The following is a 25,361-nucleotide window of genomic DNA, read 5'->3' on the forward strand; positions in this document are numbered from 1 at the left end:
CAACGTGCTCTGAATCTGTCGATTGGCAGTGATTTGTGCTCAAAACGGTTCGCGCGACGGCTTACAACAGTCAAAAAATCCCCTGACACCGACATAAACTGGAAAAAAAGCCCGGAGGTGCCCATGAACGGTTTCGCGAGTGCAGTGAGTCAGACAGCGATGGACCAGGAAGAACTGGCCGAATGGCGCGATGCCCTGGCCTCCCTGGTGGCCAACGCCGGCGCGGCGCGGGCCCGGGAGATCCTCGACATGCTGGCGGACGCCGGCGGCGCGCCGCACATCGCCTGGAAGCCCCGGCATGGCACGCCTTACATCAATAGCATCGCCGTGGACCAGCAACCGCCGTTTCCCGGCGACCTGGCCACCGAAGAACGCCTGGCTTCAGTGGTGCGCTGGAACGCCCTGGCCATGGTGGTGCGCGCCAACCAGGCCTACGGCGAACTGGGAGGGCATATCGCCAGCTACGCCAGCGCAGCGGATTTGTTCGAAGTGGGCTTCAACCACTTTTTCCGCGCCCGCAGCGACGGTTTTGGCGGTGACCTGGTGTTCTACCAGCCACACTCCGCCCCCGGCATCTATGCCCGAGCCTTCCTTGAGGGCCGTCTGAGCGAGGCCGACCTGGCTCACTATCGCCAGGAAATCGGCGCCGGCAAGGCGGGCGCCCGGGGCCTGTCCAGCTATCCGCACCCGTGGTTGATGCCGGACTTCTGGCAGTTTCCCACCGGCTCCATGGGCATTGGCCCCATCAGCTCGATTTTCCAGGCGCGGTTCATGCGCTACTTGCAGCACCGTGGCTTGCAGGACACCACGGACCGCCACGTCTGGGGCGTGTTCGGCGACGGCGAGATGGACGAGCCGGAAAGCATGTCGGCCCTGACCCTGGCCGCCCGCGAAGGCCTGGACAACCTGACCTGGGTGGTCAACTGCAACCTGCAACGCCTCGACGGCCCGGTGCGCGGCAACGGGCGCATCATCGACGAGCTGGAAGCCTTGTTCGCCGGCGCCGGCTGGAACGTGATCAAACTGGTGTGGGGTTCGGACTGGGACGCCTTGCTGGCCAAGGATACCGATGGCGAACTGGCCCGCACCCTGTCGCAGACGGTGGACGGCCAATTCCAGACCTTCGCCGCCAAGGACGGTGCCTATAACCGTGAACACTTCTTCGGCCAAAGCGAGGCGCTGTCCAAACTGGTCGAAGGCATGAGCGACGAGCAGATCGACCGCCTCAAGCGCGGCGGCCATGACATGGTCAAGATTCACGCGGCCTATCACGCTGCACGCCGGGTCAGCGGCAAACCCACGGTGATCCTGGCCCAGACCAAAAAGGGTTTTGGCATGGGCGAGGCCGGGCAGGGCAAGATGACCACTCACCAGCAGAAGAAGCTCGACCGCGAGGCTTTGATCGCCTTCCGCAATCGCTTCCAGTTGCCGCTGACGGATGAGCAGACCGAGTCCCTGAGCTTCTACAAACCGGCGCCGGACAGCCTCGAAATGCGTTACCTGCACCAGCGCCGCGCCGACCTCGGCGGGTATGTACCGAGCCGTGGCCAGCAGGCGCCCGCCGTCAGCGTGCCGCCGGTGTCGGGCTACGGTGCGTTTGCCACCCACGCGGACGGCAAGGAAATGTCCACCACCATGGCCTTTGTGCGCATGCTCACCAATCTGCTCAAGGACAAGGCCCTCGGCCCACGCATCGTGCCCATCGTCGCCGACGAGGCGCGCACGTTTGGCATGGCCAACCTGTTCAAGCAGATCGGTATCTATTCCAGCGTGGGCCAGCGCTACGAGCCGGAAGACATTGGCTCGATTCTCAGCTACCGCGAGGCCACCGACGGGCAGATCCTGGAAGAAGGCATCAGCGAAGCCAGCGCCATCAGCTCCTGGGTGGCGGCGGCCACCAGTTATTCGGTGCATGGCCTGCGGATGCTGCCGTTTTACATCTACTACTCGATGTTCGGTTTCCAGCGCGTCGGCGACCTGATCTGGGCCGCTGCCGACCAGCGCGCCCGTGGCTTCCTGCTGGGCGCCACAGCCGGGCGCACCACCCTCGGTGGCGAAGGCTTGCAGCACCAGGATGGCAGCAGCCACCTGATGGCCGCCACGGTGCCTAATTGCCGCGCCTACGACCCGGCGTTTGCCGGCGAGTTTGCGGTCATCCTCGACCATGGCATGCGCCAGATGCTGGAGCACGACGTCGACGAGTTCTACTACGTGACCCTGATGAACGAAAACTACCCGCAGCCGAGCCTGCCGGAGGGTGTCGAAGGGGCGATCATCAAAGGCCTGTACCGGTTGAGCGGGCAGGTGGGCGGCAAGGTGCGCTTGCTCGGTGCCGGCACGCTGGTGCGTGAAGCCCTGGCGGCGGCGCAGTTGCTGGCAGACGATTGGAAGGTTGAAGCTGAAGTGTTCAGTGTCACCAGCTTCAGCGAACTGGCCCGGGACGCACGCGAGGTGGAACGCTGGAATCGCCTGCATCCGCAGCAGCCGGCGCGGCGTAGCCACCTGGCGGAGTGCTTGCCCAAGGGCGCGCCGGTGGTGGCGGTGTCTGACTACGTGCGGGCGGTGCCGCAAATGATTGGGTCATACGTGGATTCGGCTTATACCGTGCTGGGTACGGATGGTTTTGGTCGCAGCGATACCCGGGCGGCGTTGCGGGATTTCTTTGAGGTAGATCGCTATCACCTCGTGCTGGCGGCGCTGACGGCGTTGGTGGAGCAGGGGAGTCTGGACAGGCAGGTTTGCCAGCAGGCGATAGAGCGTTATGGGGTGCAGACCGATCGCGAGCCGTCCTGGACCTTCTGAGCGACAAAGATCTAAATGTGGGAGCGGGCTTGCTGTGGTGAGGGGGCTTGTCCCCCGTCGGGTTCACCACAGATTGATGGGGCTGCTTCGCAGCCCAACGCGGGGCAAGCCCGCTCGCCACAGCAAGCCCGCTCCCACACTGGTTCCGTGTGGTTGCCTAAATACTGGCTATCAACGGCGCCCCAAAAGACTCCCGCAGAAACCCCGGCGCGATGTACCGCTCGTAATGCGCCTCGGACAACAGGAAAAACTCCCGATCAATCGCATCCCGCAAATCCGCCAGATTGCGCTCGCGAAACTCCGGCAGCAGCGCCAAGCCATACGCATCCAGCTTGGAAATCACCCGCGCGCCCCGAGCGATCAACTGATACGCCCAGCAATACGGCGACTGGTGGGGCACAAACCGGATCTTGCGGTCCTCCAGTTGCTGGCGCAGGCGTTGCGGGTTCAGCACCTGCAGCTTGCTGGTCATCACCTGCACCAGCAGTTGTTCCAGGCGCAGCCACACCGCCTGTTTTTCCTCGGCGTTGTAGCCGTTCCACTGAATCACCTCATGGTGATAGCGCTTGCAGCCCCGGCACACCAGGTCTCCGTAAACGGTAGAGCACAGGCCGACGCAGGGTGTCTTGATGGTTTGATTGGGCATAAAAATAATGTGCAAAGTCTTGTAGAACACCGCGGACCCAATGTGGGAGCGGGCTTGCTGTGGCGAGCGGGCTTGCCCCGCGTTGGGCTGCGAAGCAGCCCCATCAATCTGTGGTGAACCCGACGGGGGACAAGCCCCCTCACCACAACAAGCCCGCTCCCACCTTTGATTTGCGTCGTGGATTAGTCCCAGCTCAGCGCGCCGCCAGTCTGGTACTCGATCACACGGGTCTCGAAGAAATTCTTCTCTTTCTTCAAGTCCATGATCTCGCTCATCCACGGGAACGGATTCGTCGTCCCTGGATACTCTTCCTTCAATCCAATCTGCGACAGACGACGGTTCGCGATGAACTTGAGGTAGTCCTCCATCATCGCTGCGTTCATGCCGAGTACACCGCGTGGCATGGTATCGCGCGCGTATTCAATCTCCAGCTGAGTCCCTTGCAGGATCATCTGGGTCGCTTCTTCCTTCATCTCGGCATCCCACAGGTGTGGGTTTTCGATTTTGATCTGGTTGATCACATCGATACCGAAGTTCAGGTGCATCGACTCATCGCGCAGGATGTACTGGAACTGCTCGGCCACGCCGGTCATTTTGTTGCGACGGCCCATGGACAGGATCTGGGTGAAGCCGCAGTAGAAGAAGATGCCTTCCAGGACGCAGTAGTAGGCGACCAGGTTACGCAGCAGCTCTTTGTCGGTCTCGACGGTGCCGGTTTCGAACTTCGGATCGGAGATCGAGCGGGTGTACTTCAAGCCCCAGGCGGCCTTTTTGGCGACCGATGGAATCTCGTGGTACATGTTGAAGATCTCGCCTTCATCCATGGCCAGGGATTCGATGCAGTACTGGTAGGCGTGGGTGTGGATCGCTTCTTCAAAGGCCTGGCGCAGGATGTACTGGCGGCACTCCGGGTTGGTGATCAGGCGGTACACGGCCAGGACCAGGTTGTTGGCAACCAGGGAGTCAGCAGTGGAGAAGAAGCCGAGGTTGCGCATGACGATGCGGCGTTCGTCGTCGGTCAGGCCTTCGGGGTTTTTCCACAGGGCGATGTCGGCGGTCATGTTGACCTCTTGCGGCATCCAGTGGTTGGCGCAGCCGTCGAGGTATTTCTGCCAGGCCCAGTCGTACTTGAACGGCACGAGTTGGTTGAGGTCGGCGCGGCAGTTGATCATGCGCTTTTCGTCAACGGCGACGCGGGCGGCGGAGCCTTCGAGCTCAGCGAGGCCTTCGGCGACGTCGAGTTTGTCGAGGGCGGCCTTGGCGCGGATGATCGCGGCGGAGTCGCTGGCGGTCACGTTGCGGGCTTCGAGGGCGGCGGCAGCGCCGGCGCCGTCAAGGCGGTCCATGTTGGCTTCGGTGGCGTGGCCGGCGTTGGCGCCTCGAATGACTACGTCACCGGTGTCTGGTTGATCTGCTTCATCCCAACTCAGCATTGAATTGCTCCTTCCTGGTCCGTTTGACGGCGTGACCGCGTTCAAAAATGTGCGTTTTGCAGGCTTCAAGGCATTGAAATACTGCGCATAGTGTGGTCGAGATACTGCGTTCCTGCACACTATGTAGTGGTTGTCTGTGTTTGTGGGCACACTATATGGTGTGTGTTAACGATGGTCAACGCGTAGGAAGGGTCTGATGGTCGCAGGGCCATGACCAAAACTCACACCCCCATGACTTTTAATGGTTACGGCCGCCGCCTGCGCCAGTGCTAAAAATTCGCCAACCAGCTCCCCATAACAAAAAAGAGCGTTTGCGAAATGAAAGCACTTGATCTGTACATCGGCGAAGGCTTCGAAGGCCCAGGCGTCAATGCTGCCCACATCAACATCCTCATCGGCCCGCGCAACGGCCCGGCCGGCCAGGCGTTCGCCACCAGCCTGGCGTCCCCAAGCCAGGGCCATTGCCCGTTCATGGTGATTGCCCAGCCGAACATCCCGGTCAAACCCATGACCCTCTACGTCAACAAGGCCGCCATCGGCAGCGACCTGCACGGCAATGCCACCTGGGGCGCGTCCCAGGCCGGGATCGCCAAGGCGGTGCTCGAAGCCTTGCTCGACGGCACCCTGCCGCCGGAAGCCGAAGACGAGTGGGCCATCGTCACCGCCAACTGGGTCAACCCGGCCTGCGATGACCTGGATGCGGTCTACCTCAACAACTACAACGCCTGCCGCACGGCGATCCGTGCCGCCCTGACCGGCCTGCCGCAGACCGCGCAACTGGCGGACGTGGTCAACCACATCAGCAACCCTTTCTACACGCCAAAAGCCTGAGGACATCCCCATGCAATACATTCGTTTGGGCAACTCCGGCCTGCAAGTCTCCCGCCTGTGCCTGGGCACCATGAACATGGGCACCCCGGACTGGAAACCGTGGATCTTCGATGAGAAACAAAGCGAGCCCATCGTCGCCCACGCCCTGGCCAACGGCGTCAACTTCATTGACCTGGCCGACTTCTACTCTGCCGGTGTCGGCGAGGAAGTGGTGGGGCGCATCCTCAAGCGCGTTGCGCGCCGTGAAGACATCGTGGTCACCACCAAGGTCGGCTATGGCACCCGCAGCGGCATCAATGCCAGCGGCCATTCACGCAAACACATCATGGACAGCATCGATGCGTCCCTGAGCCGCCTGGGCATGGATTACGTCGACGTGTTCATGCTGCATTACTTCGACGTGAACACCCCGGTGGAAGAAACCATGGGCGCCCTCAACGACATCGTGCGTTCCGGCAAGGCCCGCTACATCGGCGTGTCCACCATGCTCACCGGGCAACTGGCGAAAATCCTCATGGCCTGCGAGCGCAATGGCTGGGTCAAGCCGATCAACATGCAGCTGCAACTGAACTGCGCCTACCGCGAAGAAGAGCGCGAGATGATCCCGTTCTGCCGCGACCAGGGCCTGGGCGTCTCGGTGTTCAGCCCGCTGGCCCGTGGCCTGCTCACCGGTGAAGTGCAGTCGACCCGCAACCAGACCGACTTCTTCACCCAACAGATGTACAGCGACCAGGCGTCCTTCGACATCGCCCACTCGGTACAACGTGTGGCCCGTGCCCGTGGCGTGTCGAATGCGCAGATCGCCCAGGCGTGGGTCGCCAATCACCCGGGTGTGGACGTGATGCTGGTGGGCGCCGACACCACCGAGCAGTTTGACAGCGCGCTCGCCGCCCTCGACACCCAACTCGACGCCGAAGAACTGCACGAGCTGGAACGCAACTACACACCGTGCGACGTGATCAACGACTACACCGCCGGCAAACGCATTTTGCGCAGCGCCCGTCCGGGCCTGGATCGCTTTAACCTGATAGAGGCCGTGGCATGAACCCGCTGATTCGCACAGGCAATTTCATCGATGGCCAATGGTCCAGCGGTGGGCCGGTTTACCCGGTGCTCAACCCGGCCAATGGCGCACAGATCGCCGAAGTACAACGCGCTGGAGCCGAAGAAACCAACCTGGCCATTGCCGCCGCCAACCGTGCGTTGCCGGCCTGGCGCAAGCTCACTGCCAAGGAACGCAGCCAACGCCTCAAGCGCTGGAGCGACTTGATGCTGAGCAACCAGCAGGACCTGGCGCACCTGCTCAGCCTGGAGCAGGGCAAGCCGCTGGCCGAAGCCATGGGCGAAGTGGTCTACGCCGCGAGCTTCCTGGAGTGGTTCGCCGAAGAAGCCAAGCGTGCCTATGGCGACGTGATCCCGAGCCACAAGGCCGATGCGCGGATCATCGTGACCAAGGAAGCCATCGGCGTGGTCGCGGCGATCACCCCGTGGAACTTCCCGCTGGCCATGGTCACCCGCAAGGTTGGTCCGGCGCTGGCGGCGGGGTGCACGATGATCCTCAAGCCGTCTGAGGAAACCCCGTTGTCGGCTTTTGCCCTGGCGGTGTTGGCGGAGCAGGCCGGAATTCCCGCCGGCGTGTTCAACATCGTCTCCGGCGATGCCGTGGCCATCGGCGGCGCGTTGCAAGCCTCCAGCGTGGTACGCAAGTTGTCGTTCACCGGCTCCACCCGCACCGGCAAACTGCTGATGCGCCAGGCTGCGGACACGTTGAAAAAGGTCTCGCTGGAACTGGGGGGCAACGCGCCCTTTATCGTGTTTGACGATGCCGACCTGGACGCCGCCGTCAAAGGCGCCATGGCCTCCAAGTTCCGCAACACCGGCCAGACCTGCGTCTGCGTCAACCGCTTCTTTATCCAGGACGGTGTGTACGACGCGTTCACCCGCAAACTGGCTGAAGCGGTGTCCGCGATGCGCATCGGCAGCGCCCTGGACGGCGAAACCGAACAGGGTCCGCTGATCAACGCTGCCGCGTTGGCCAAGGTTGAAGCCCACGTCGGCGACGCCCTGGAGAAAGGCGCCAAGCTGCTGTGCGGCGGCCGTCGACACGCCTTGGGCGGCACCTTCTTTGAACCGACCATCCTCACCGAAGCCCACGGCGAGATGCTGATCGCCCAGGAAGAAACCTTCGGCCCGGTGGCGGCCTGCTTCCGCTTCACCGATGAAGCCGAAGTGCTGCAGCGGGCCAATGACACGCCATTCGGCTTGTCCGCCTACTTCTACAGCCGCGACATCGGCCGGGTATGGCGCATGGCCGAAGGCCTGGAAGCGGGCATGGTAGGGATCAACGAAGGGATCATCTCCACTGAAGTCGCGCCCTTTGGCGGGATCAAGGAATCGGGCCTGGGCCGTGAAGGTTCCAGGTACGGGCTGGAGGATTACCTAGAGATCAAATACCTGTTGATGGGCGGCCTCTAAATACGGCCAACCAAACAACACAAATCCCTGTGGGAGCTGGCTTGCCTGCGATAGCGGTCTGTCAGCCTCCCATGATCAACCTGACCCACCGCTATCGCAGGCAAGCCAGCTCCCACAAAAAAAGCCCACACACCATCACCCTCGGCTTGCCCGCTGTTACTCCGTCAAAAACAAAAATATGGAGAACACCATGTCCACTCAATCCATCAAAATCGACGACCTGCCCATCGGTCGCTTCCACCTTAAAATCGCCGGTCTGACCTTCGGCGCGCACTTCACCGACGGCTATATCCTTGGCCTGATCGGCATCGCCTTCACCTTGCTCAGCCCCCAGATGCAACTGGACGCCTTCTGGCAAGGCCTGATCGGCGCCTCGGCCCTGATCGGGTTGTTTTTGGGCAGCCTGTTTTTCGGCTGGATCTCCGACACCCTCGGCCGGCAGAAAATCTTTCTGGTCAGCTTCGTCCTGATTACCGTCGCCTCGGTGATGCAGTTCTATGCCGAAACCGCCATGGGCCTGTTCCTCTGTCGGGTGCTGATCGGCATTGGCCTGGGCGGCGATTTCAGCGTCGGCCACGCCATGCTCGCCGAGTTCTCGCCGAAGAAACATCGTGGCGTGCTGCTCGGCTCGTTCAGCGTGGTGTGGACCGTTGGCTACGTGGCCGCCACCTTCGTCGGCACCGCCATGCTCAGCCTCGGTGATGACGCCTGGCGCTGGATGCTGGCGTCGTCGGCGATTCCCGCCGGGCTGATTCTGATCGCCCGCATCGGCACCCCCGAATCGCCGCGGTGGCTGGTCAATCAAGGCCGGATTGCCGAGGCTCGTGCCATCGTCAAAAAGCACCTCGGCGAACATGTGGTACTCGACGAAGAACCCTCGACGCAAACCCGCTCGGGCTACGGCGTGCTGTTCAGCCGCGAATACCGCAAGCGCACCGCGTTCAATTGCCTGTTCTTCGTGTGCATCGTGATGCCGTACTTCGCGATCTACACCTTCCTGCCGTCGATCCTGCAGAAAATGGGCCTGGCTGAAGGTTTTGGTACGGAGCTGATGCTCAACCTGCTGCTGATCATCGGCGCCCTGATCGGTATCTGGTGCACCGTGAAATTCTCCCGGCGCGGGTTCCTGATCAACTCGTTCATCATCCTTGCGGCGGCGCTGTTCCTGCTGGCGGTGTTGCCGGGCAGCATGGCGTGGCTGATGGTGCTGACGTTTGGTGTATTCACCCTGGTGCTGTCGGCGGTGAGCAACCTGGTAGGCGTCTTCCCGGCGGAGAGCTTTCCGACTGAAGTGCGGGCCAGCGGGATTGGCCTGGCCACGGCCGTCAGCCGCCTGGGTTCGGCGGTGAGTACCTTCCTGCTGCCGGTGAGTGTGGCCGGGATCGGCCTGAGCCCGACCATGGGCATCCTCGCCGCAATCCTGGTGTTGGGCGCGATCATCTCCTGGGCCTGGGCGCCGGAAACCAAGGCGCTGACGTTGAGCCAGGCGTGCAAGGCCGAAGCCCCGGTGTCAGGGATTACTCACCCGGTTCAACCACTGCGTAAACAGGCACACCTTGGATAAGCCCTGCTTGTCACTCGCCACATCCAGCCAATAGCCATACGGGCCGATCACCTCCACCGGGGTGATCGGCAGCAGGCTGCCATTCGCCAGTTCGCGCTCGATCATCTGCCGGTCGATCACCGCCAGCCCACCGCCTGCCAGGGCGGTGTGGATCACCTGGTCCAGGGTGCTGAATTCCAGGCCCTGGTCCGCATCGATATCCTCACGGCCCATGGCCGCCAGCCAGTTTTCCCAGACCTTCAAGCGCTTGCCGTCGTGCAGGATGTGCAGCAGCGGAAAGCGCCGCAGGTCAGGCGGCTGACCGTCGCTGAACAGTTCCGGGCTGGCGACGGCGATGTGGCGCTCCATCACCAACAACTCACTGCTGCAATGGGGCGCCGGTTCCAGGCCGAAGCGGATCTGGCAGTCGATTTCCGCGAGGCTCGCGTGGTTGTTCTGGTGGGTGACGCTGAGGTTGATGTCGGGGTAACGCTCGCAAAACCGGCGCAGGTGGGCGGACAGCCAGCGGGTGGCCCAGGTCGGCGGCGCAACGATACGCAGGCGCTGGCGCAGGTTGGGCACGCGCACGGCTTGCAAGGCGCGTTCGATATGGTCGAAGGCGTCGCTCAGGTGCGGGGAAAGGGCGAAGCCGGCTTCGGTCAGGGACAGGCCCTGGGGCGTACGGATGAAGAGGGCGACGCCGAGGTAGTCTTCCAGTTGTTTGATCTGGCGGCTGACGGCGCCCTGGGTGACGTTGAGGCCCACGGCCGCCTGGCTGAAGCTGCGGTGGCGGGCGACTTCTTCGAAGACCCGGAGCATGTTGAGGGCGGGCAGTTGGCGCATGAAAGGGATTCCACACCTGTTGTTTTTATAGTGTTGGTACTGACGCTATCGCAGGCAAGCCAGCTCCCACATTTTGACCGCGGCACCGATCAAATGTGGGAGCTGGCTTGCCTGCGATGAGGTCAGTTAAAGCGCTAGAGAGCTTAAGTCAGAAGTAGTAGCCAATGTTCATATACAACTGATTCTCCCACTGGTTACTCCCCCCAGCCCCCAGACTCTCGGTATAGCTGCTCCCACCAATATACGGATCGTTCTTGCCGATCAACCACTCTGTCGCTACCCACAATTTGCTGACGGAAAACGACGTACCCAGAATCACCCGCTGCGAGGTCTTGAACTGATCCTCGGACTTGTCAAACGCACTGTAGTTGGCATACAGCTTCACGCCGCTGATCTGGTCAAACAGGTACTTGCCACCCACGTCATAGCTCAGGTCTGCCACATACAAATTGCCCCGGCTGGCCACGTTGAACGTGCCGTCATAACCGCCCAGCGTCACCACGCTATCGGTGCCCGGGTTACGCGGTGACATCTGCTGCCGTGCCGCCTGCAATTGCACGCCCCATGGCCCGTTCTTGCCCAGGTAGTGGATGGCCACGGCGTTGCGACGGCCATCGTTGTTGGTGTCCTTGTTTTCCAGGGTGGAGGTCAGGCCGGACAGCCCGACTTCCGACTTCCAGTTACCCAGGTCCATGGCCTTGGCCACCCGTACCACCACGGTGTTGCGTTCCTGGTTGTTGCTGCCGTCGCCCACGTAGCTGTCGGCTTCGGAGATCACGCTGGAATAGGTCACGCCCTTGCTCGTACCTTTGCCTTGCCACGCCGGGCGCAGGTAGTAACCGGCCTGGATGTTCCAGTCGCCGCTCTGCTGGATGTACTTGGCGCCGACCTGCTGCACATCTTCCAGGCCGATGACGTTGCCCAGGGTTTCGTAGAAGGTGCTGCCGAAGTACGGCTGCAGGCCAAACGGCACGGTGTTCAGGCCCACTTGCACCTGTTGGTCGGGGTTGAACTTGTAGCCGACCCAGGCGAACTTGGCGAACTGGATATCGCCGTAGTTCTTGGTGTACTGGTACGGGTACGAGCGCCCGTAGAACCGGTACTGCGCCTCGCCGATCCAGGTGTCGGAGTTGTACTTGGCGCTGAGAAACGCAGTGTCGAGGCCGAACTTCTGGATGCCGCGATCCGGGTCGTAGTCCCAACGGGCGCGCACGGCGCCACCGAGGTCCAGGTTGTCGGTGACTTGAATGGCCATGGCCGGTGCCGCAAGGGCGCCGAGCACAGGGACCAGAGCGATGTATCGAAGGGTTGGTCGCATGGTTTTGCTCTCGTTATTGGTTATTTTTTGGCAACAGCAGCCCCTTGCCGCAACGAACGCTGCGACGCGGGGTAAAGGGTTGACTCAGTGCGCTTGCGGTCGAATCAGCCGCAACGGCGGGCCGGCGGCGGGCAGCTCCGAGGCGCCGGGGGCGGCGGCCAGCAAGGTCTGGGTGTAGGTGTTTTGCGGCCGTAGCAGTACCTGTTCGGCGGTGCCGTATTCGACGACTTCGCCCTGGCGCATCACCGCGATGTAGTCGCTGATCTGCGCCGCCACCCGCAGGTCGTGGGTGATGAACAGGATGCTCAGGTTCAGCCGCTGCTGCAGTTTGGCCAACAGTTCCAGCACCTGTTTTTGCACCGACACATCCAGGGCCGACACGCTCTCATCGGCGATCAACACTTCCGGGCGCATCGCCAGGGCGCGGGCGATGCCGATGCGCTGGCGCTGGCCGCCGGAGAACTGCCGGGGCTTGCGCTTGAGGGCGTCGCGCTTGAGGCCCACCTGTTCCAGCAGGTCACCGGCTTCGGCCCACGCATCCTTGGCCGACAAACCTCGCAGTTGCGCAGCACGGGCGATGATGTCGCCCACCCTGTGCCGGGGATTGAGCGAGCCATACGGGTCCTGGAAAATCATCTGGATACGCCGCCGGTTCGCCGCCAGCGCCGAGCCGCGCAGGGCCAGGAAGTCAGTGTCGCCGACCCACACATGGCCGCTGTCGCTGTCCACCAGGCGGATCGCGGCTTTGACCAAGGTGCTTTTGCCCGAGCCCGACTCACCGACAATCGCCAGGGTCTTGCCCCGTGGCAGCTGCAGCGAGACATTGCGCAAGGCCGCCACCGAGCTGCCACCAACGGTGTAGGTCTTGGTCAGGTGCTCGATGCGCAGGGCCATCTCGCCGTCGGCACTCGGCGTGTGCAACTCCGGATGCAGCGCCGGCACGGCGGCGATCAGCTTGCGGGTGTAGGCGTGGGCCGGGGCATTCAGCACCTGGTCGCGCTCGCCGATTTCCACCAGCCGGCCGCCTTCCATCACCGCGATACGGTCGGCGATCTGCGCGACCACGCCGAAGTCATGGGTGATAAACAGAATGCCGTGCTGCCCGCGACCGCGCAGCTCACGCACCAGTTTCAGCACCTGGGCCTGAGTGGTCACGTCCAGCGCGGTGGTGGGTTCGTCGGCGATCAGCAAATCCGGGTTCATCGCCAGCGCCATGGCGATCACCACCCGCTGGCATTGGCCCCCCGACAATTGGTGGGGAAAGCTGTTGGCGATGCGCGGCGGGTCCGGCAGTTGGGTGGATTCCAGCAACGCCAACATGCGCTCGCGACGTTCAGCGGCCGGCATCTGCGGCGCGTGAATATCGAAGATTTCCTCAACTTGCTTGCCGATGCGGATCGCCGGGTTCAGCGCCGCCATGGGCTCCTGGAAAATCATCGCGATGCGGTTGCCTCGCAGCTGGCGCAACCTTTCCTCATCGAGGGTGCAAATATCATCGCCAAGAAAGTCGATTACGCCTTCGGTATGCCGCAAACCCTTGGCGTAATCGCCCATGATCGCCGCCGACAGCACCGATTTACCGGAGCCGGACTCACCGATCACGCAGAGGATTTCGCCCTTGCGCACCTCCAGGCTGATGCCTTGCACCGCATGGCTGCGGTCGGCGCCGGCGGGCAGTTCGATGGACAGGTTCTCTACCCGCAGCACTTGTGTGTGGTTCATGCTCAAGTCCTTGCGCCTTTCTGGGCGTGTTCATCCAGACCGTCCGCCAACAGGCTCAGGCCCAGCATCAGGGTGGAGATGGCGATGCACGGAAAGATCACCAGGTGCGGGAAGGCGATGGCCATGGCGCGGCCATCGTTGATCATGCCGCCCCAGTCGGGTGTCGGTGGCGGCAGGCCGAGGCCGAGGAAGCCCAGGGCGCCGATCATGATCGCGGTGTAGCCGATGCGCAGGCAGAAATCGACAATCAGCGGCCCGCCGCAGTTGGGCAGGATTTCCACCAGCATGATCCGCAGCGACCCTTCGCCCTGGGTGATGGCGCTGAGCACGTAGTCTCGCGAACGAATGTCGATGGTCAGGGCGCGCATGATCCGAAAGATCGCCGGCGCGCTGGTGAAGGTCACCGCAATCAGGATATTCAGGGCCGAAGCACCGAGGGCAATGATGATCACGATGTACAACACCAGCACCGGGAACGACAGCACCGTGTCCGCGACATACGACAGCACGCTGTCGACCCAGCCGTTGAAGTAACCGGCGCACAGGCCCATGGCGATGCCGACGGCAAAGGCGGTGAGGGTGGCAAGGATCGACCAGAACAACACGGTGCGAGTGCCCCAGATCAGCCGCGAGAGAATGTCCCGGCCTATCATGTCGGTGCCCAGCAGAAAGCTCTGGCCGTTGTCGCCGGCGGTCATTGGGGTGAGTAAGGGAGTGTAGCTTTCCAGCGGGTCATGGGGCGCGATCCACGGGGCGAACAGCGCGATCAGCACCCAGCCGCCCACCAGCAGCAAACCCAGCAAGGCCAACGGATGTTTGAAGGAATGCAGCAGGTTCATTGGGCACCTCCGCCGAGACTGCGCAGGGTGATGCGCGGGTTGAGCCAGGTGTAGGCCAGGTCCGAGAAGATCTTGGTGATGCCCACCACCACCGCACTGACCATCGCGCAGGCTTCGATCAGGTACACGTCATGGTTCAACGAGGCGGTGTAGAGCAGCGAGCCGAAGCCCTTGTAGGCGAAGAACACCTCCACCACGATCACGTTGGACAGCAACCACGGGATGTACAGCATGATCACCGTGACCGGCGCGATCAGCACATTGCGCAGGGCGTGACGCAGCACGATGCGTGAGGTCGACGCACCCTTGAGCCGCGCGGTACGGATGTACGGCGCCTGCATCACTTCCACCATCGAGGCCCGGGTGATCCGCGCCAGATAGCCGATGCCGAACAGGCACAGCACCATCAGTGGCAGCACCAATTGCACGGCGCTGAAGCCTTCGCTCATGCTGCTCACACCGGGCAGCCAGTTGAGCCAGAACACAAAGATCGCCGAGACGAATACCGCGCTGGCGAAGTCGGGAATCGAGGTGGTGACGATCGACAGGAACGACACCAGGCGGTCCAGCGCCGAGCCCTGGCGAATTCCGGCGAGCACGCCCAGGGTCAATGCCACCGGCACCATCACCAGCAAGGCCAGGCCGGCCAGGGTCAGGGTTTGCGCGAGGTTCGGCAGCAGCAGCTTGATCACCGATTCGCGAAAGTACACCGAGGTGCCCCAGTCACCGCTGACAAAGTCCTTGAGCCACACCAGGTAGCGCCACACAAAGGGTTGGTTGTAGCCATGTTCCACCAGCCACGCCGCACGCTGGTCGGCGGCGGAGTAGGGGCCGAGGACGTTGATGGCGACGTCTTCGATATTCAGTTCCAGGGCCAGGAACACGATCAGTGACACCGACAGCAGGGTCGCCACCAGCGCCAATAACTTGCGCATAAGAAAATGAGCCATGGGTGCATGCTCCGACTGTTCAAGGATGCCTGCCCGCGTACGGGCAGGGAGGAGGGCGCGCCTAACTCAAGCGCTCATCCACACACTGTCCATGGGGTAGAAGTCGGACGGGTGCACCTGGAAGCCCTGGACCTTTTTGCTCACGGCGGTGAACTTGTCGCCCCAGAACGGCTGCACGATCACGCACGCGTCCTGCAGGATGCGCTCGACGTTTTCCATCGCCGCCGCACGCTGTTTCGGGTCGATAATGCCCATGGCCTTGTCCAGCGCGGCATCGAACGCCGGGTCGCTGTAATGGCTTTCGTTCCAGGCACCACCGCCACGGTAGGCCAGCTCCAGGGACATCACACCGAGCGGGCGATGGGCCCAGTAGGTGAGGCTGAAGGCGGCCTTGTCCCAGATCGGCCAGTACTGCGCGGCGGGGATCACTTTGAGGTTGATGCGGATCCCGGCTTCCAGGCAGTTCTGCTGCAGGATCTGCGCGCAGTCCTGCTCATAACGGCCCTGGGTGTTGCCGACGATCAGGTCGATGTCGATGCCGTTCGGGAAACCGGCCTCGGCCAGCAGCTTCTTCGCCGCCGCCACGTCGCGGTTGCGCTTGGGCAGCGGGAAATATTCGGGGTGGGAGGGCGCCACATGGTGGTCTTCGCCAAGGGTGCCCATGCCGCGATAGGCGATCTTCAGCATCTGCGCGTTGTCGGCGCACAGCACCACGGCCTTGCGGATGCGCACGTCGGTGAACGGCTTCTGGTCGCAGGCCATGCGCATCACCACGGTTTGCGCGGATTTGCAGGTGAGCAACTGCGCGCCAGGCAAACGCTTGGCCAGGTCCAGTTCGGCCACGGTCACGCGGTACAGCACGTCCACTTGCCCGGCTTGCAGGGCGGCGAGGTGGGTGGACACATCGGTGCCCATGTCCACGTAGCGCAGCTCGTCGAGATTCGCCGGTTTGCCCCAGTAGTCGGCGCGCTTGGCGAAGGTTGCCTGCTTGTTGACGGCAAACGACACCAGCTTGAACGGCCCGGTGCCCAGCGGGTTTTTTGCCCAGTCGTCACCGGCCTTGAAGCTGCGGTGCACGATGGCGCAGGTGAAGGCGTTGAGCATTTCCGGGATCGCCAGGATCGGCCGCTTGAGCACCAGGCGGAACTGGAACTCGCTGACTTTCTCGAAGGCCTTGATGTCCTGGAACGCGGTGCGGTTCACCGACTTGGAGTCGGCGGCAATCCAGCGTTCGATGTTGTGCTGCACGTCGTCGACGTTGAAGGTGTCGCCGTTGCTCCACTTCACGTTCTGGCGCAGGTTGAAGGTCCAGGTGGCGAGGTCTTCCGACGGGCTCCAGCTCTCGGCGAGGTACGGGTGGGTGATGTTGTCGGCGTCGACCCAGGTCAGGTATTCCACCGAGTTGCGCAGCAGGTTCGAGGCTTCGATCCAGGTGATCAGCATCGGGTCCTGGATTTCCTGGATGGCGCAGGCAAACCGCAGGCTGCCGCCCTGGCGCGGCTCGGCGGCCTGGGCGTTGTTACCCAGCAGTGCGGAGCCGAGAAAGGTGCTGGCACTGGCGACGGTAATGCCCAGCAGCGCGGCCGTGCGCAGGAACTGGCGGCGATTGATTTCGCCGCTTTGGACTTGGGCACACAGATCATTTACGGCTGGATGCGGCGCGGCGCCGTCCAGGGTAGTCAACTCTTTCATAAGCCTCTCCGGTACTTGCGAATATGCGTTTTTGTTGAACCGCAAGGGTCAGTGGCAAGCGCCGCGAAGGCGCAGCCGGGACCTCTGTGAAGCCGGCAGAAGAACAAGGCGCAACGAAGTCGGGAGGGTGGCAATGGGATAGGACATAGGGCAGCTCTCATGTTGTTTTTATTAGAGATGCCCGCAGTTTTGTCATTTGCGCAAAGATCGACAAACGACAAATTCTGCGTTGGAACGTTCTATAAATGCATGTTACATGTCCTGATCGTTCCCACGCTCTGCGTGGGAATGCCGCCCCGGACGCTCCGCGTCCCCTTGCGCAACGGTGACGCAGAGCGTCACGGGATGCGTTCCCACGCTGAGCGTGGGAACGATCATCTAGCGCGACAACAGGCGCGGGTCGAACGGGTAATCGGAGAGCAGCTCGATGCCGTGTTCGTGGATGTAGATCTGTTCTTCCAGCTTCACCCCTTCGCCGCCGTCGTCATGGCCGATGTAGCTTTCCACGCAGATGGTCATGCCGGCTTCGAACACGCCGTCGTAGCCCAGGGCATCAATGTCTTCGCGGTGCACCACGTAGGGGTATTCACCGGTCATGCCCACCCCGTGCACGAGGGCGAAGTAACGGTTGTTTTTGTAATGCTCGGGAATCTTCCAGGCCAGTTCCGCGTACTCCTTGAAACTGCGCCCGGCCTTGAGCATTTCCATGTTGGTTTGCACCTGCTCGTAGGCCAGCTTGTACAGCTCCTGCTGCTTGGTGGTGGCGGCCTGTTCGCCGCAGAGAAAGGTTCGCGAGAAGTCCGCGTAGTAGCCGAAACGCCCAACCACATCGGTGTCCAGCGCCACCAGGTCGCCGGCTTCGATGGGCCGGGTGCTGCATTCCTGGAACCACGGGTTGGTGCGTGGGCCGGAGGACAACAGGCGGGTCTCGACGTAGTCCCCGTCGGTGGCGATCACGTGCTGGTGCAGGTGCGACCACAGCTCGTTCTCGCTGATGCCGGGGGTGAGTTTGCTTTCCATCAGGCGCACGCCGGCTTCGGTGGCGCGCAGGCTGGCGCGGATCATCTTCAGTTCGTTCGGCACCTTGATGCAGCGCGCGCGTTCCAGGGGTTCCTGGGCATCGAATATCTGATAGCCGAGCTTTTGCAATTCGAAGGCCGCGGCCGAGGTGGCGCTTTCAATGGCGATGCGTTTGCCGCCGCCACATTGGCGCACCAGCTCATCGATTTCGGCGGCCCAATCGGCGGTGACGTTGCCCAGGAAGCTTTCGCAGAAGTAATAGGAGATCGCCTTGGCCGGGCGCACTTCGTCGACGGTGTTGAGGGTTTCGGCCAAGTGCAGGCAGCCGCCGAATTCAAACACCACCACCGGGCCTTCTGCCGGGATAAACGCATAGCGGGCGGGGTTGCGCGCCGAGTACACCTGCATGTTGCGCGAGCCGGTGGCGTAGCGCATGTGGGTGGGGTCGAACAGCACGCAGGCGGCGTAGTCGCGTTTTTTCAGTTCGTTGCGTACCCGTTGCAGGCGGTCCAGCTGGATCTGCTGGATCTCGTCATAGGTAGGTTCGCAATCGACGGGGTTGCGGTTGGGGCCGGACAGACTCATGGGGTGTTCCTCGCAGGGCAAATACGGTTTTTTAGTTTTTTGAGGGGGTGAATCAGTCGAGCAACTGGTCGCTGCGGACCAGGTTGCGTTCGGCTTGCAGATGGGCTTCGGACAGGCGTCCGTAAAGCTGCTTGGTGCGCTGGGCACGGCCGATGATTCCGGGCTTTTCGGAGTAGGCGAAAATCGCCGTGTTGCGCTCGGTGGCACCTTCGACGCGGGTCACGCGGTGCACCGAGAAACGCCCTTTGAAAATCTGCAGGTCGCCGGGGTTGAGTTCCAGTTCCTGCACCCGCGAACGGTCTTCGCCACGTACTACTTTGCCCACGGCGCCGAGGTTTTCCTGGGTGCGCGAGCGAATCATCGGCGCGTACTCGAACAGGCCGCCGGCCTCGGGCTTCTGGGTCATCATGCTGACGATGAATTCGTTGGTATCGAAGTGCCAGGGCTGCTCGGTACCGTCGGGCATCACGTTGATCACCAATCCGGCGAACGGGTCGGCGTACTCGAAGATTTCCGGTTCGTTGAGGCAGGCGCCGATAAAGCGTTTCATCATCGGCGATACGTACAGCCGGTGAATGATGGCGTCCGGGGCGATCATGTCGCGGGTCACAAAACCGCTGGTGCGCTCCATGAACGTGCGGCGCGGGTCATCCTGGGGCAGGGAGGTGTCGTCTTCGGTGAAGTAGGCGTTGACCTTGCGCACCGAATAAAACGTCTTGCCCGACAGCGCCAAACCTTCCAGACGTGCCTGTTCCAGTGCCTCGGGGCGCAGGAAGTTCTTCAGCAGGCAGCAACCGTCTTCGGCCAGTTCGGCCCGCGCGTGATCGATCAGGGCCTGTAATTGAACATGGCCCGAATCATGTATGGGGTACAGCTCGGTATTAATAATGTCGCTGATATCGCCCACTTCAGCGTCAGCAAGTTGAAGGCTCATGCAAGACTCCCGGAACTATCAGTTGGTGTTTTCTGGCTGAACCGATAGTTGCTGAACGAGGTGCAAAGTGGAAATTACAAGTTGTGATCGAATCCATCGGGGAGGGCGATAGTTATGTCGGGCGAACTGGATGGCACGCTGCTTAAAGTGTTTGTGGCAATTATTGAATGCCAGGGTTTCTCGGCCGCCGCCGAGCGCCTGCACAAAACCCAATCCACGGTCAGCCAGAGCCTGCAACGCCTGGAAGACATCGTTGGCACGCCGCTGATCCGCCGCACCAGCCGCTCGGTGGGCCTGACCCCCAGTGGCGAAACCTTTTTGATCTACGCCCGGCAGATCCTCAAGCTGCACAGCGAGGCCCTCAGCGCCGCGCAATTGCCCAACGAGCAGGTATGCATCCACCTCGGCATGCCCGAGGACTACGCCGAATATTGCCTGGGCGGGATGCTCAAGGACTTCCAGGCGCAATTCGCCCAGGTACGCCCGGACGTGTGCTGCGAGATGTCCACGGCCCTGGTGGGGCGTTTGCAACGGGGTGAACTGGACCTGGTGCTGGGGGTGGAACACGCCGGTTTGCAAGCCGGGGAATACCTGTGCGACGAGCCGCTGGTGTGGGTGGCGGCGCCCAGCTGGAGCTGTGTGGGGCGCCAGTCGGTGCCGTTGGCGGTGTACGCCGAGGGCTGTGCGTTTCGTGCGAATGCCGTGCAGGCGCTGGCCCAGTCCGGGCGCTCGTGGCAGGTGGTGTACACCAGCCAGAGCCCTCGGGGCATTGCGATCGCGATTGAGCAGGGGTTGTCGGTGGGCGTGATGGCGCGGCGCCTGGTGCCGACGGACTGGCAGATTCTGGACGAGCGCCAGGGGTTCCCGCCGATCGCCCCGGCGCGCCTGATGTTCTGGCGCTCAGCCGGTTGCCAGGTGCCGGAGGTGGATGCGCTGGTGGAGATACTGCGCCGGCAGTTGGGGCACTCAGGGCACCTGGGCAGCCAGCGCCTCGGCGGTTTGTCGATGGGCCATGCGCTTCAGCAATAACAGGCTGGCCAGCACCCAGGCCACGATCCAGCCGTGGACCACGGCAAACTCGCCGGTCACTTGCAGCAGCCATCCGCACAGCGCATTGCCGGTGGCACTGGCCAGGCCGTAGCTGACCATGCTCAGGCTCACCACCTGCAGGCTCTGCACCGGGGTGAGTCGGGCGCCGACGTAGGCCGCCATCAAGCCCCAGCAGGGGAAATAAAACAGCGCGAACAGCCCGGCCGCCAGCCAGCTCAGCACCAGGCTGGGATGCCCGAGCAAGCCGAGCATGCTCAGACCAAACGCGCCGATACTCAGGGCCATCACCCGCAACGCGCCCCAGCGGTCTGCCAGTGTGCCCAGCAGCAAGCCGCCGACGACACCGCCGATGCCGATCAGCGTCCACATCGAACCGGTGACGGACGCGCCGGCCTGCAACTGCTCGCTGACAAACGCCGAGAGAAAATTCAGAAACGGCCCGCTGATCGCCCCGATAAACGCGCTGAGCAACACGATCTGCATCGCCACCGGTTGCGCCACACACAATTTCAGCCATTGGCGTAGCACCTGACTCAGCTTGGGTGCCTTGGTATCGCGCGGTGCTGGCTCCTTGACCGGGGCCAGTGCCCACAGGGTCAGCAGCGTGACCAGCAACGTCAAGCCGGCGCAGATCAACCAGAACTGCCGCAGGGACAACCCTTGCAACAGTGCGATCAACAGCCCGTTCAAGCACAGCGCAAACGCCGAGCCCGACGACGCCAGCCCCAGCACACGGCTGCGGTGCGTGGCCGGGATCACGTCCTGGGCCAGTGCCGAAATCGCGTTCCAGTTCGACACTGCACAGGCCGACACCAGCGCCAGGCACAGGGCAAACGGCAGCACCCACGGCGTGGCGACGGCCAGGGCCAGCAGGACGGGGCTGAGGACGATGGTCAGGCGCACCATATTGCGCGGGCTGATCCACGCCGCCGCCAGGCCGCTGGCAATCGAGGCGCCCATGTAGAACAGCTGCAACAATGCGGCAATCAACGCGGCCTGGCTGTAACTCAGGTCAAACCCCAGCCGGATCTGCGGCAACAACGCCGAGTACAGGAACACACTGAAACCGTGGGTAGTGGCGTTGCACGCGGTAAACACCAGTGCCAGCAAGCCAATACTTCGCCGGGGTGAAACGGGTGCGTTCGACATGGCGATGACTCGATAAGTTAATCGCGAAAGAGAAGGGCGAAGTAATAAGAAGTGCATCGGCAGACTAGCGTTTATAGCGCGGCGGCGACCAATGCTTAATTGTCTTAGTGTGCATGCGTTATACGCAGGCTATTTATGCGTGAGCGACGGTCTGCGTCGATAAACGACACCTTCAGTGCGTGGAGCGATTAATCGTCTGTCGGCGCGGGGCGCTACCGCTGACCCAATACAAAAAGGTATGTTGTGCAGGTTATTTCCCCTGTGCTCCCGAGTGTCGTCCATGAAACGCAAAATGCCCGGTCTCAACGCCCTTAAAGCTTTCGAAGTCGCCGGCAGTACCGGCAGTTTTACCCGGGCTGCCGAGCTGTTGAACGTGACGCAGAGTGCGGTCAGCCGGCAGGTGCGCCAGCTGGAAGAACAGTTGGGCGAGGCCCTGCTGGAGCGTCGGCATCATCACCTGGAATTGACCAGCGCCGGGCGGGTATTGCTGCGGGCGTTGCATCAGTCGTTCGACAAGATCGAGCTGACGGTGCGCAGTATCCAGCAGAAGTCCCACGCCAATCGGCTGCATATCAATGCGCCGCCGACGTTTACCAATCGCTGGTTGATGCCGCGTTTGGGGCGGTTGCGTGAGCAGCATCCGGAGTTGGAGTTGAGCATCACCACGCGGTTGCAGGACAGCCTGGCGGAGACCAGCACGCTGGATTGTGCGATTCGGTTTGGGGATGGGGAGTGGGATGGGTTGGACAGTTCGTTGTTGATTCAGGAGCGGCATATCGCGGTGTGTGCACCGTCGTTGTATGCCCGGGAGTGGAGTGACGGGATTGACCTGAATCGCATGACGTTACTGCATGTGTTGGCGCGGGAGGATCAGCGGTATTTGACGTGGAAGCATTGGCTGGATGCGGCGCGGATCAGTGGGGTTGATATCGAGGGTGGGTATGAGTTTGACCTGCTGGATCTGGCGATCCGGGCGGCGATTGATGGGTTGGGGATTACCATTGCGGATTGGCATATGGTGGCTTCGGAATTGGCCAGTGGGCAGTTGACGCAGGTGTTGAATGTGCATGTGGAGGGGCACCAGTCGTATTGGTTAGTGACCCGGCCGGAGCAGACTGACTCGCCGCAGTTGCAGGTGTTTGGGCAGTGGTTGCAGGAGGAGATCTGGTTGGCTCAGCGGCAGTTGGAGCCTTCTTTGGCGGCTGTTTGATTGTGTACATATCCGTTGTTGCGGTAACGGCGGCTTATGGTTTCGCTCTTACAGCGACTCACTTTGGAAAAGCCCCAAAGTAAGCAAAGGGCTCTGCCCCGCCTGTCGGCACCTCGCCCAGGCTCGGTGTTCCCTCACTCCGGCATTGCTCCGCGGGCCGCCGCGACGGGGCGTCCCTGCCCCGTCGCGGCTAAACCGGCGTCCTGCCGGTTTACCCGCTCCTCAATCCCTGCGTTCGGCCTCGGGCTTATTGGGGCAGTCAGAGCCAGATCAAGATCAAAAGCCAGAGCACAGCGGCCTACAGGCCGGCTTGAGTGGTAGAAGCCAGAGCAAAAGCCAAAGCGAAAGCCAAATCTGAAACTGATGCAGCTCTGCTTTTCTGTGGGAGCTGGCTTGCCTGCGATGCAGACAACTCGGTCTCTCAGGTACACCGAGGCGAGGCCATCGCAGGCAAGCCAGCTCCCACATTTGACCGTGCCCGCTCTGGCTTTTGATTTTGATCTTGCCTTTGCTTCACACCACTCAAGCCGGCCTGTAGGCCGCTGTGCTGTTGATCTGCTTTTGATCTTGATCTTAGGCGCCCCGTTAAACCACGCTGGCCGAACGCAGGTAGTACGGAGCGGGTAAACCGGCAGGACGCCGGTTTAGCCGCGACGGGGCAGGGACGCCCCGTCGCGGCGGCCCGCGCAGTAGTACCGGAGAGAGGGCACACCGAGCCTGAGCGAGGTGCCGAGTGGTGGGGCAAGAGCGTTTTGCTTACTTTTGCGCTGTTCAAAAGTGAGCCGCTGTAAGAGCGGAACCCATATCAGCCATCACCCAAATAACGGATATTCACTCACTCAATCAATCAACCCAACCCCAACCGCTCATGCCACTCGGCAATCGACTCCTTCGGATACTCATCAAACCGCAAATCCCCCGGCCGAACACTCACCTCAACCCAAGGCGCCTTCGACCCCAGCATCAAATGCGTATGCTCCGGCGGCACCGGCAACGGCGTATCAATCGCCGAAGCAAACGGATGAATCAACTCCGGCCACTCCGGACTGAACAACCACAACCCCGACCCACACTGCGAACAAAAATGCCGCTCGGCCGTGCTCGCATGCGCCCGGCTATCCCCCGGTCCCTTCATCCGCGCGTGATAAACCGAAATCAACTTGCGCCCCCGCACCTTCAAGCTTTTAGCGTCGCCCCCAAGGTTGATCGCATACCCGCCACCCCCCTGGGTCTTGCGACAAATCGAGCAGTGACACCGCTGATAGGGATACGGATGCGCACTCTCAAGACTGAACGTAACCGCGCCGCAATGGCAGGAACCTTCAAGCTGCATGACCTGATCTCCTTCGCAAAAGATGAACGTTAGCTTAGGCGCCCGGCAGCCGAGGCGGTTCCATCTCCGGCATCAAGGTCGCGATCAACGCACGAATGGTCCCCGGCAACGCCTCCAACTCCCGCACCAGGATGCTGCGCTCGCGCACGGCCCAGACCTCATCCAGCCTGACCGTCACCAACTGCATGGTCCGACTGTGCCGCACCGCCGCCGACTCGGGAATGATGCCGATCCCGACGCCAGCCTCGACCATCCGGCAGATCGCCTCGAAGCTCGACATCTGGATGCGCAACGACAAGTGTTTGCCCAGCCGTTCCACGTGCTCCCGCAGGAAACTCAGCAACGTGCTGCCGTCATGCAGGCCGATATGCTGATAGGCCAGGGTTTGCTCCAGCGTCACCGAAGGCAGGGCCGCCAGGGGATGCCCCACCGGCACCGTGAGCACCAGGTGGTCGGTGCTGAAATGCAACACCTGCAAGCCCGACGCCTCCACCGGGCCGGCGATGATGCCCATGTCGCTGGTGCCGTCGAGCACGCCGCGCACGATGTCACGGGACAACCGCTCCTGCAGGTCCACGGTCACGCCGGGCCGCTGGGACAGGAAGCCGGCCAGCACTTCAGGAAGAAACTCGGTCACCGCCGTGGTGTTGGCGAAGATGCGGATGTGCCCGGCCGAATCGATGCCGTATTGGGTGAACTCGCTTTTCAGGTAATCCACCTGGCGCATGATCAACCGCGCGTGGTGCAGCAGGCGTTCGCCCGCCGGGGTGATTTCCACGCCACGGCTGTCGCGGTACAGCAGGCGGGTGTCGAGTTGGCCTTCCAGGGCCTTGATCCGCGCGCTGGCGGCGGCGGGCGAGAGGAACGCGCGCTTGGCACCCTGGGTCAGGCTGGGGGATTCGGCGATATGGATAAACAGGCGTAAGTCCGCCAGATCAAAGTGCATGGAAGGCTCCGGGGCAGCGACGAAGAACCCATGTGGGAGC

General features: G+C 62.2%; 20 protein-coding genes. 7 read left to right on the plus strand and 13 right to left on the minus strand.

Features of this window, described 5'->3' with window-relative positions; genetic code table 11:
* Positions 1–123: 123 nt before the first annotated feature.
* On the plus strand, positions 124–2,802 hold the full coding sequence (gene mdeB, locus HKK54_RS25020; protein WP_169388174.1) for an alpha-ketoglutarate dehydrogenase: 2,679 nt from the start codon (positions 124–126) through the stop codon (positions 2,800–2,802).
* Positions 2,803–2,959: 157 nt separating this feature from the next.
* Here the strand turns inward: mdeB and HKK54_RS25025 are convergent, their stop codons facing one another.
* Both HKK54_RS25025 and HKK54_RS25030 read right to left on the minus strand, forming a co-directional pair.
* Positions 2,960–3,448 (minus strand): DUF1289 domain-containing protein, encoded by a 489-nt coding sequence (locus tag HKK54_RS25025; RefSeq protein WP_169388175.1) that lies wholly within the window; start codon positions 3,446–3,448, stop codon positions 2,960–2,962.
* 182 nt (positions 3,449–3,630) lie between these two features.
* Complete coding sequence (locus HKK54_RS25030; protein WP_008432895.1) at positions 3,631–4,881, minus strand: ribonucleotide-diphosphate reductase subunit beta; 1,251 nt, start codon at positions 4,879–4,881, stop codon at positions 3,631–3,633.
* 318 nt (positions 4,882–5,199) lie between these two features.
* On the opposite strand from HKK54_RS25030, the gene fae reads away from it, so the two are divergent.
* From fae to HKK54_RS25050, 4 genes are all read left to right on the plus strand, one after another.
* The gene (fae, locus tag HKK54_RS25035) at positions 5,200–5,712 is read left to right on the plus strand and encodes a formaldehyde-activating enzyme (RefSeq protein WP_010169776.1); all 513 of its coding nucleotides are present in this window, start codon (positions 5,200–5,202) and stop codon (positions 5,710–5,712) included.
* Positions 5,713–5,722: 10 nt separating this feature from the next.
* Positions 5,723–6,757 (plus strand): aldo/keto reductase, encoded by a 1,035-nt coding sequence (locus tag HKK54_RS25040; RefSeq protein ID WP_169388176.1) that lies wholly within the window; start codon positions 5,723–5,725, stop codon positions 6,755–6,757.
* Positions 6,754–8,187 (plus strand): NAD-dependent succinate-semialdehyde dehydrogenase, encoded by a 1,434-nt coding sequence (locus HKK54_RS25045; protein WP_169388177.1) that lies wholly within the window; start codon positions 6,754–6,756, stop codon positions 8,185–8,187. Before HKK54_RS25040 ends, HKK54_RS25045 begins: the two co-directional genes overlap by 4 nt.
* A gap of 190 nt (positions 8,188–8,377) precedes the next feature.
* Positions 8,378–9,751: an MFS transporter gene (locus HKK54_RS25050; protein ID WP_169388178.1), complete on the plus strand. Its 1,374-nt coding sequence runs from the start codon at positions 8,378–8,380 to the stop codon at positions 9,749–9,751.
* On the opposite strand, the gene HKK54_RS25055 is transcribed toward HKK54_RS25050, so the two are convergent.
* The 8 genes from HKK54_RS25055 to HKK54_RS25090 all read right to left on the minus strand — a co-directional run bounded on the left by HKK54_RS25055 (position 9,698) and on the right by HKK54_RS25090 (position 19,633).
* Positions 9,698–10,573 (minus strand): LysR substrate-binding domain-containing protein, encoded by an 876-nt coding sequence (locus tag HKK54_RS25055; RefSeq protein ID WP_169388179.1) that lies wholly within the window; start codon positions 10,571–10,573, stop codon positions 9,698–9,700. The two genes, HKK54_RS25050 and HKK54_RS25055, sit on opposite strands and share 54 nt — an antisense overlap.
* 148 nt (positions 10,574–10,721) lie before the next feature.
* A complete protein-coding gene (locus HKK54_RS25060; RefSeq protein ID WP_029615849.1) occupies positions 10,722–11,891 on the minus strand; it encodes a hypothetical protein in 1,170 nt (389 codons plus the stop codon).
* An 84-nt stretch (positions 11,892–11,975) separates the two neighbouring features.
* On the minus strand, positions 11,976–13,613 hold the full coding sequence (locus HKK54_RS25065) for a dipeptide ABC transporter ATP-binding protein (protein WP_169388180.1): 1,638 nt from the start codon (positions 13,611–13,613) through the stop codon (positions 11,976–11,978).
* 2 nt (positions 13,614–13,615) lie between these two features.
* Positions 13,616–14,452, minus strand: a complete 837-nt coding sequence (locus tag HKK54_RS25070; RefSeq protein WP_169388181.1) for an ABC transporter permease — start codon at positions 14,450–14,452, stop codon at positions 13,616–13,618.
* A complete protein-coding gene (locus HKK54_RS25075; protein WP_029615848.1) occupies positions 14,449–15,402 on the minus strand; it encodes an ABC transporter permease in 954 nt (317 codons plus the stop codon). Before HKK54_RS25075 ends, HKK54_RS25070 begins: the two co-directional genes overlap by 4 nt.
* Positions 15,403–15,468: 66 nt before the next feature.
* The gene (locus tag HKK54_RS25080; RefSeq protein ID WP_169388182.1) at positions 15,469–17,094 is read right to left on the minus strand and encodes an ABC transporter substrate-binding protein; all 1,626 of its coding nucleotides are present in this window, start codon (positions 17,092–17,094) and stop codon (positions 15,469–15,471) included.
* A gap of 378 nt (positions 17,095–17,472) precedes the next feature.
* Positions 17,473–18,699, minus strand: a complete 1,227-nt coding sequence (locus tag HKK54_RS25085) for a M24 family metallopeptidase (protein ID WP_169388183.1) — start codon at positions 18,697–18,699, stop codon at positions 17,473–17,475.
* A gap of 52 nt (positions 18,700–18,751) precedes the next feature.
* The gene (locus HKK54_RS25090; RefSeq protein ID WP_169388184.1) at positions 18,752–19,633 is read right to left on the minus strand and encodes a HalD/BesD family halogenase; all 882 of its coding nucleotides are present in this window, start codon (positions 19,631–19,633) and stop codon (positions 18,752–18,754) included.
* A gap of 114 nt (positions 19,634–19,747) precedes the next feature.
* Here HKK54_RS25090 and HKK54_RS25095 point away from each other — a divergent pair, with 114 nt between their 5' ends.
* Positions 19,748–20,662 (plus strand): LysR family transcriptional regulator, encoded by a 915-nt coding sequence (locus HKK54_RS25095; RefSeq protein WP_169388185.1) that lies wholly within the window; start codon positions 19,748–19,750, stop codon positions 20,660–20,662.
* On the opposite strand, the gene HKK54_RS25100 is transcribed toward HKK54_RS25095, so the two are convergent.
* Positions 20,600–21,832, minus strand: coding sequence for an MFS transporter (locus HKK54_RS25100; protein WP_169388186.1), 1,233 nt, complete (start codon positions 21,830–21,832; stop codon positions 20,600–20,602). The genes HKK54_RS25095 and HKK54_RS25100 overlap by 63 nt on opposite strands.
* A gap of 280 nt (positions 21,833–22,112) precedes the next feature.
* On the opposite strand from HKK54_RS25100, the gene HKK54_RS25105 reads away from it, so the two are divergent.
* The gene (locus tag HKK54_RS25105; RefSeq protein ID WP_169388187.1) at positions 22,113–23,042 is read left to right on the plus strand and encodes a LysR substrate-binding domain-containing protein; all 930 of its coding nucleotides are present in this window, start codon (positions 22,113–22,115) and stop codon (positions 23,040–23,042) included.
* Positions 23,043–23,889: 847 nt separating this feature from the next.
* Here HKK54_RS25105 and HKK54_RS25110 read toward each other — a convergent pair.
* Positions 23,890–24,375 (minus strand): GFA family protein, encoded by a 486-nt coding sequence (locus HKK54_RS25110; protein ID WP_169388188.1) that lies wholly within the window; start codon positions 24,373–24,375, stop codon positions 23,890–23,892.
* A 34-nt stretch (positions 24,376–24,409) separates the two neighbouring features.
* Positions 24,410–25,321 (minus strand): LysR family transcriptional regulator, encoded by a 912-nt coding sequence (locus HKK54_RS25115; RefSeq protein WP_169388189.1) that lies wholly within the window; start codon positions 25,319–25,321, stop codon positions 24,410–24,412.
* Positions 25,322–25,361 lie beyond the last annotated feature (40 nt).

The sequence above is a fragment of the Pseudomonas sp. ADAK13 genome, from assembly GCF_012935715.1.
GTDB lineage: Bacteria > Pseudomonadota > Gammaproteobacteria > Pseudomonadales > Pseudomonadaceae > Aquipseudomonas.

What these genes read in the sequence shown, in the direction of transcription:
- HKK54_RS25095 (WP_169388185.1), top strand. Translation starts at nt 19,748, where the DNA reads ATGTCGGGCGAACTGGATGGCACGCTGCTTAAAGTGTTTGTGGCAATT.
- HKK54_RS25045 (WP_169388177.1), top strand. Translation starts at nt 6,754, where the DNA reads ATGAACCCGCTGATTCGCACAGGCAATTTCATCGATGGCCAATGGTCC.
- mdeB (WP_169388174.1), top strand. Translation starts at nt 124, where the DNA reads ATGAACGGTTTCGCGAGTGCAGTGAGTCAGACAGCGATGGACCAGGAA.
- HKK54_RS25105 (WP_169388187.1), top strand. Translation starts at nt 22,113, where the DNA reads ATGAAACGCAAAATGCCCGGTCTCAACGCCCTTAAAGCTTTCGAAGTC.
- HKK54_RS25070 (WP_169388181.1), bottom strand. Translation starts at nt 14,452, where the DNA reads ATGAACCTGCTGCATTCCTTCAAACATCCGTTGGCCTTGCTGGGTTTG.
- HKK54_RS25080 (WP_169388182.1), bottom strand. Translation starts at nt 17,094, where the DNA reads ATGAAAGAGTTGACTACCCTGGACGGCGCCGCGCCGCATCCAGCCGTA.
- HKK54_RS25090 (WP_169388184.1), bottom strand. Translation starts at nt 19,633, where the DNA reads ATGAGCCTTCAACTTGCTGACGCTGAAGTGGGCGATATCAGCGACATT.
- HKK54_RS25065 (WP_169388180.1), bottom strand. Translation starts at nt 13,613, where the DNA reads ATGAACCACACACAAGTGCTGCGGGTAGAGAACCTGTCCATCGAACTG.
- HKK54_RS25100 (WP_169388186.1), bottom strand. Translation starts at nt 21,832, where the DNA reads ATGTCGAACGCACCCGTTTCACCCCGGCGAAGTATTGGCTTGCTGGCA.
- HKK54_RS25040 (WP_169388176.1), top strand. Translation starts at nt 5,723, where the DNA reads ATGCAATACATTCGTTTGGGCAACTCCGGCCTGCAAGTCTCCCGCCTG.
- HKK54_RS25025 (WP_169388175.1), bottom strand. Translation starts at nt 3,448, where the DNA reads ATGCCCAATCAAACCATCAAGACACCCTGCGTCGGCCTGTGCTCTACC.
- HKK54_RS25110 (WP_169388188.1), bottom strand. Translation starts at nt 24,375, where the DNA reads ATGCAGCTTGAAGGTTCCTGCCATTGCGGCGCGGTTACGTTCAGTCTT.
- HKK54_RS25030 (WP_008432895.1), bottom strand. Translation starts at nt 4,881, where the DNA reads ATGCTGAGTTGGGATGAAGCAGATCAACCAGACACCGGTGACGTAGTC.
- HKK54_RS25050 (WP_169388178.1), top strand. Translation starts at nt 8,378, where the DNA reads ATGTCCACTCAATCCATCAAAATCGACGACCTGCCCATCGGTCGCTTC.
- HKK54_RS25115 (WP_169388189.1), bottom strand. Translation starts at nt 25,321, where the DNA reads ATGCACTTTGATCTGGCGGACTTACGCCTGTTTATCCATATCGCCGAA.
- HKK54_RS25055 (WP_169388179.1), bottom strand. Translation starts at nt 10,573, where the DNA reads ATGCGCCAACTGCCCGCCCTCAACATGCTCCGGGTCTTCGAAGAAGTC.
- HKK54_RS25075 (WP_029615848.1), bottom strand. Translation starts at nt 15,402, where the DNA reads ATGGCTCATTTTCTTATGCGCAAGTTATTGGCGCTGGTGGCGACCCTG.
- fae (WP_010169776.1), top strand. Translation starts at nt 5,200, where the DNA reads ATGAAAGCACTTGATCTGTACATCGGCGAAGGCTTCGAAGGCCCAGGC.
- HKK54_RS25060 (WP_029615849.1), bottom strand. Translation starts at nt 11,891, where the DNA reads ATGCGACCAACCCTTCGATACATCGCTCTGGTCCCTGTGCTCGGCGCC.
- HKK54_RS25085 (WP_169388183.1), bottom strand. Translation starts at nt 18,699, where the DNA reads ATGAGTCTGTCCGGCCCCAACCGCAACCCCGTCGATTGCGAACCTACC.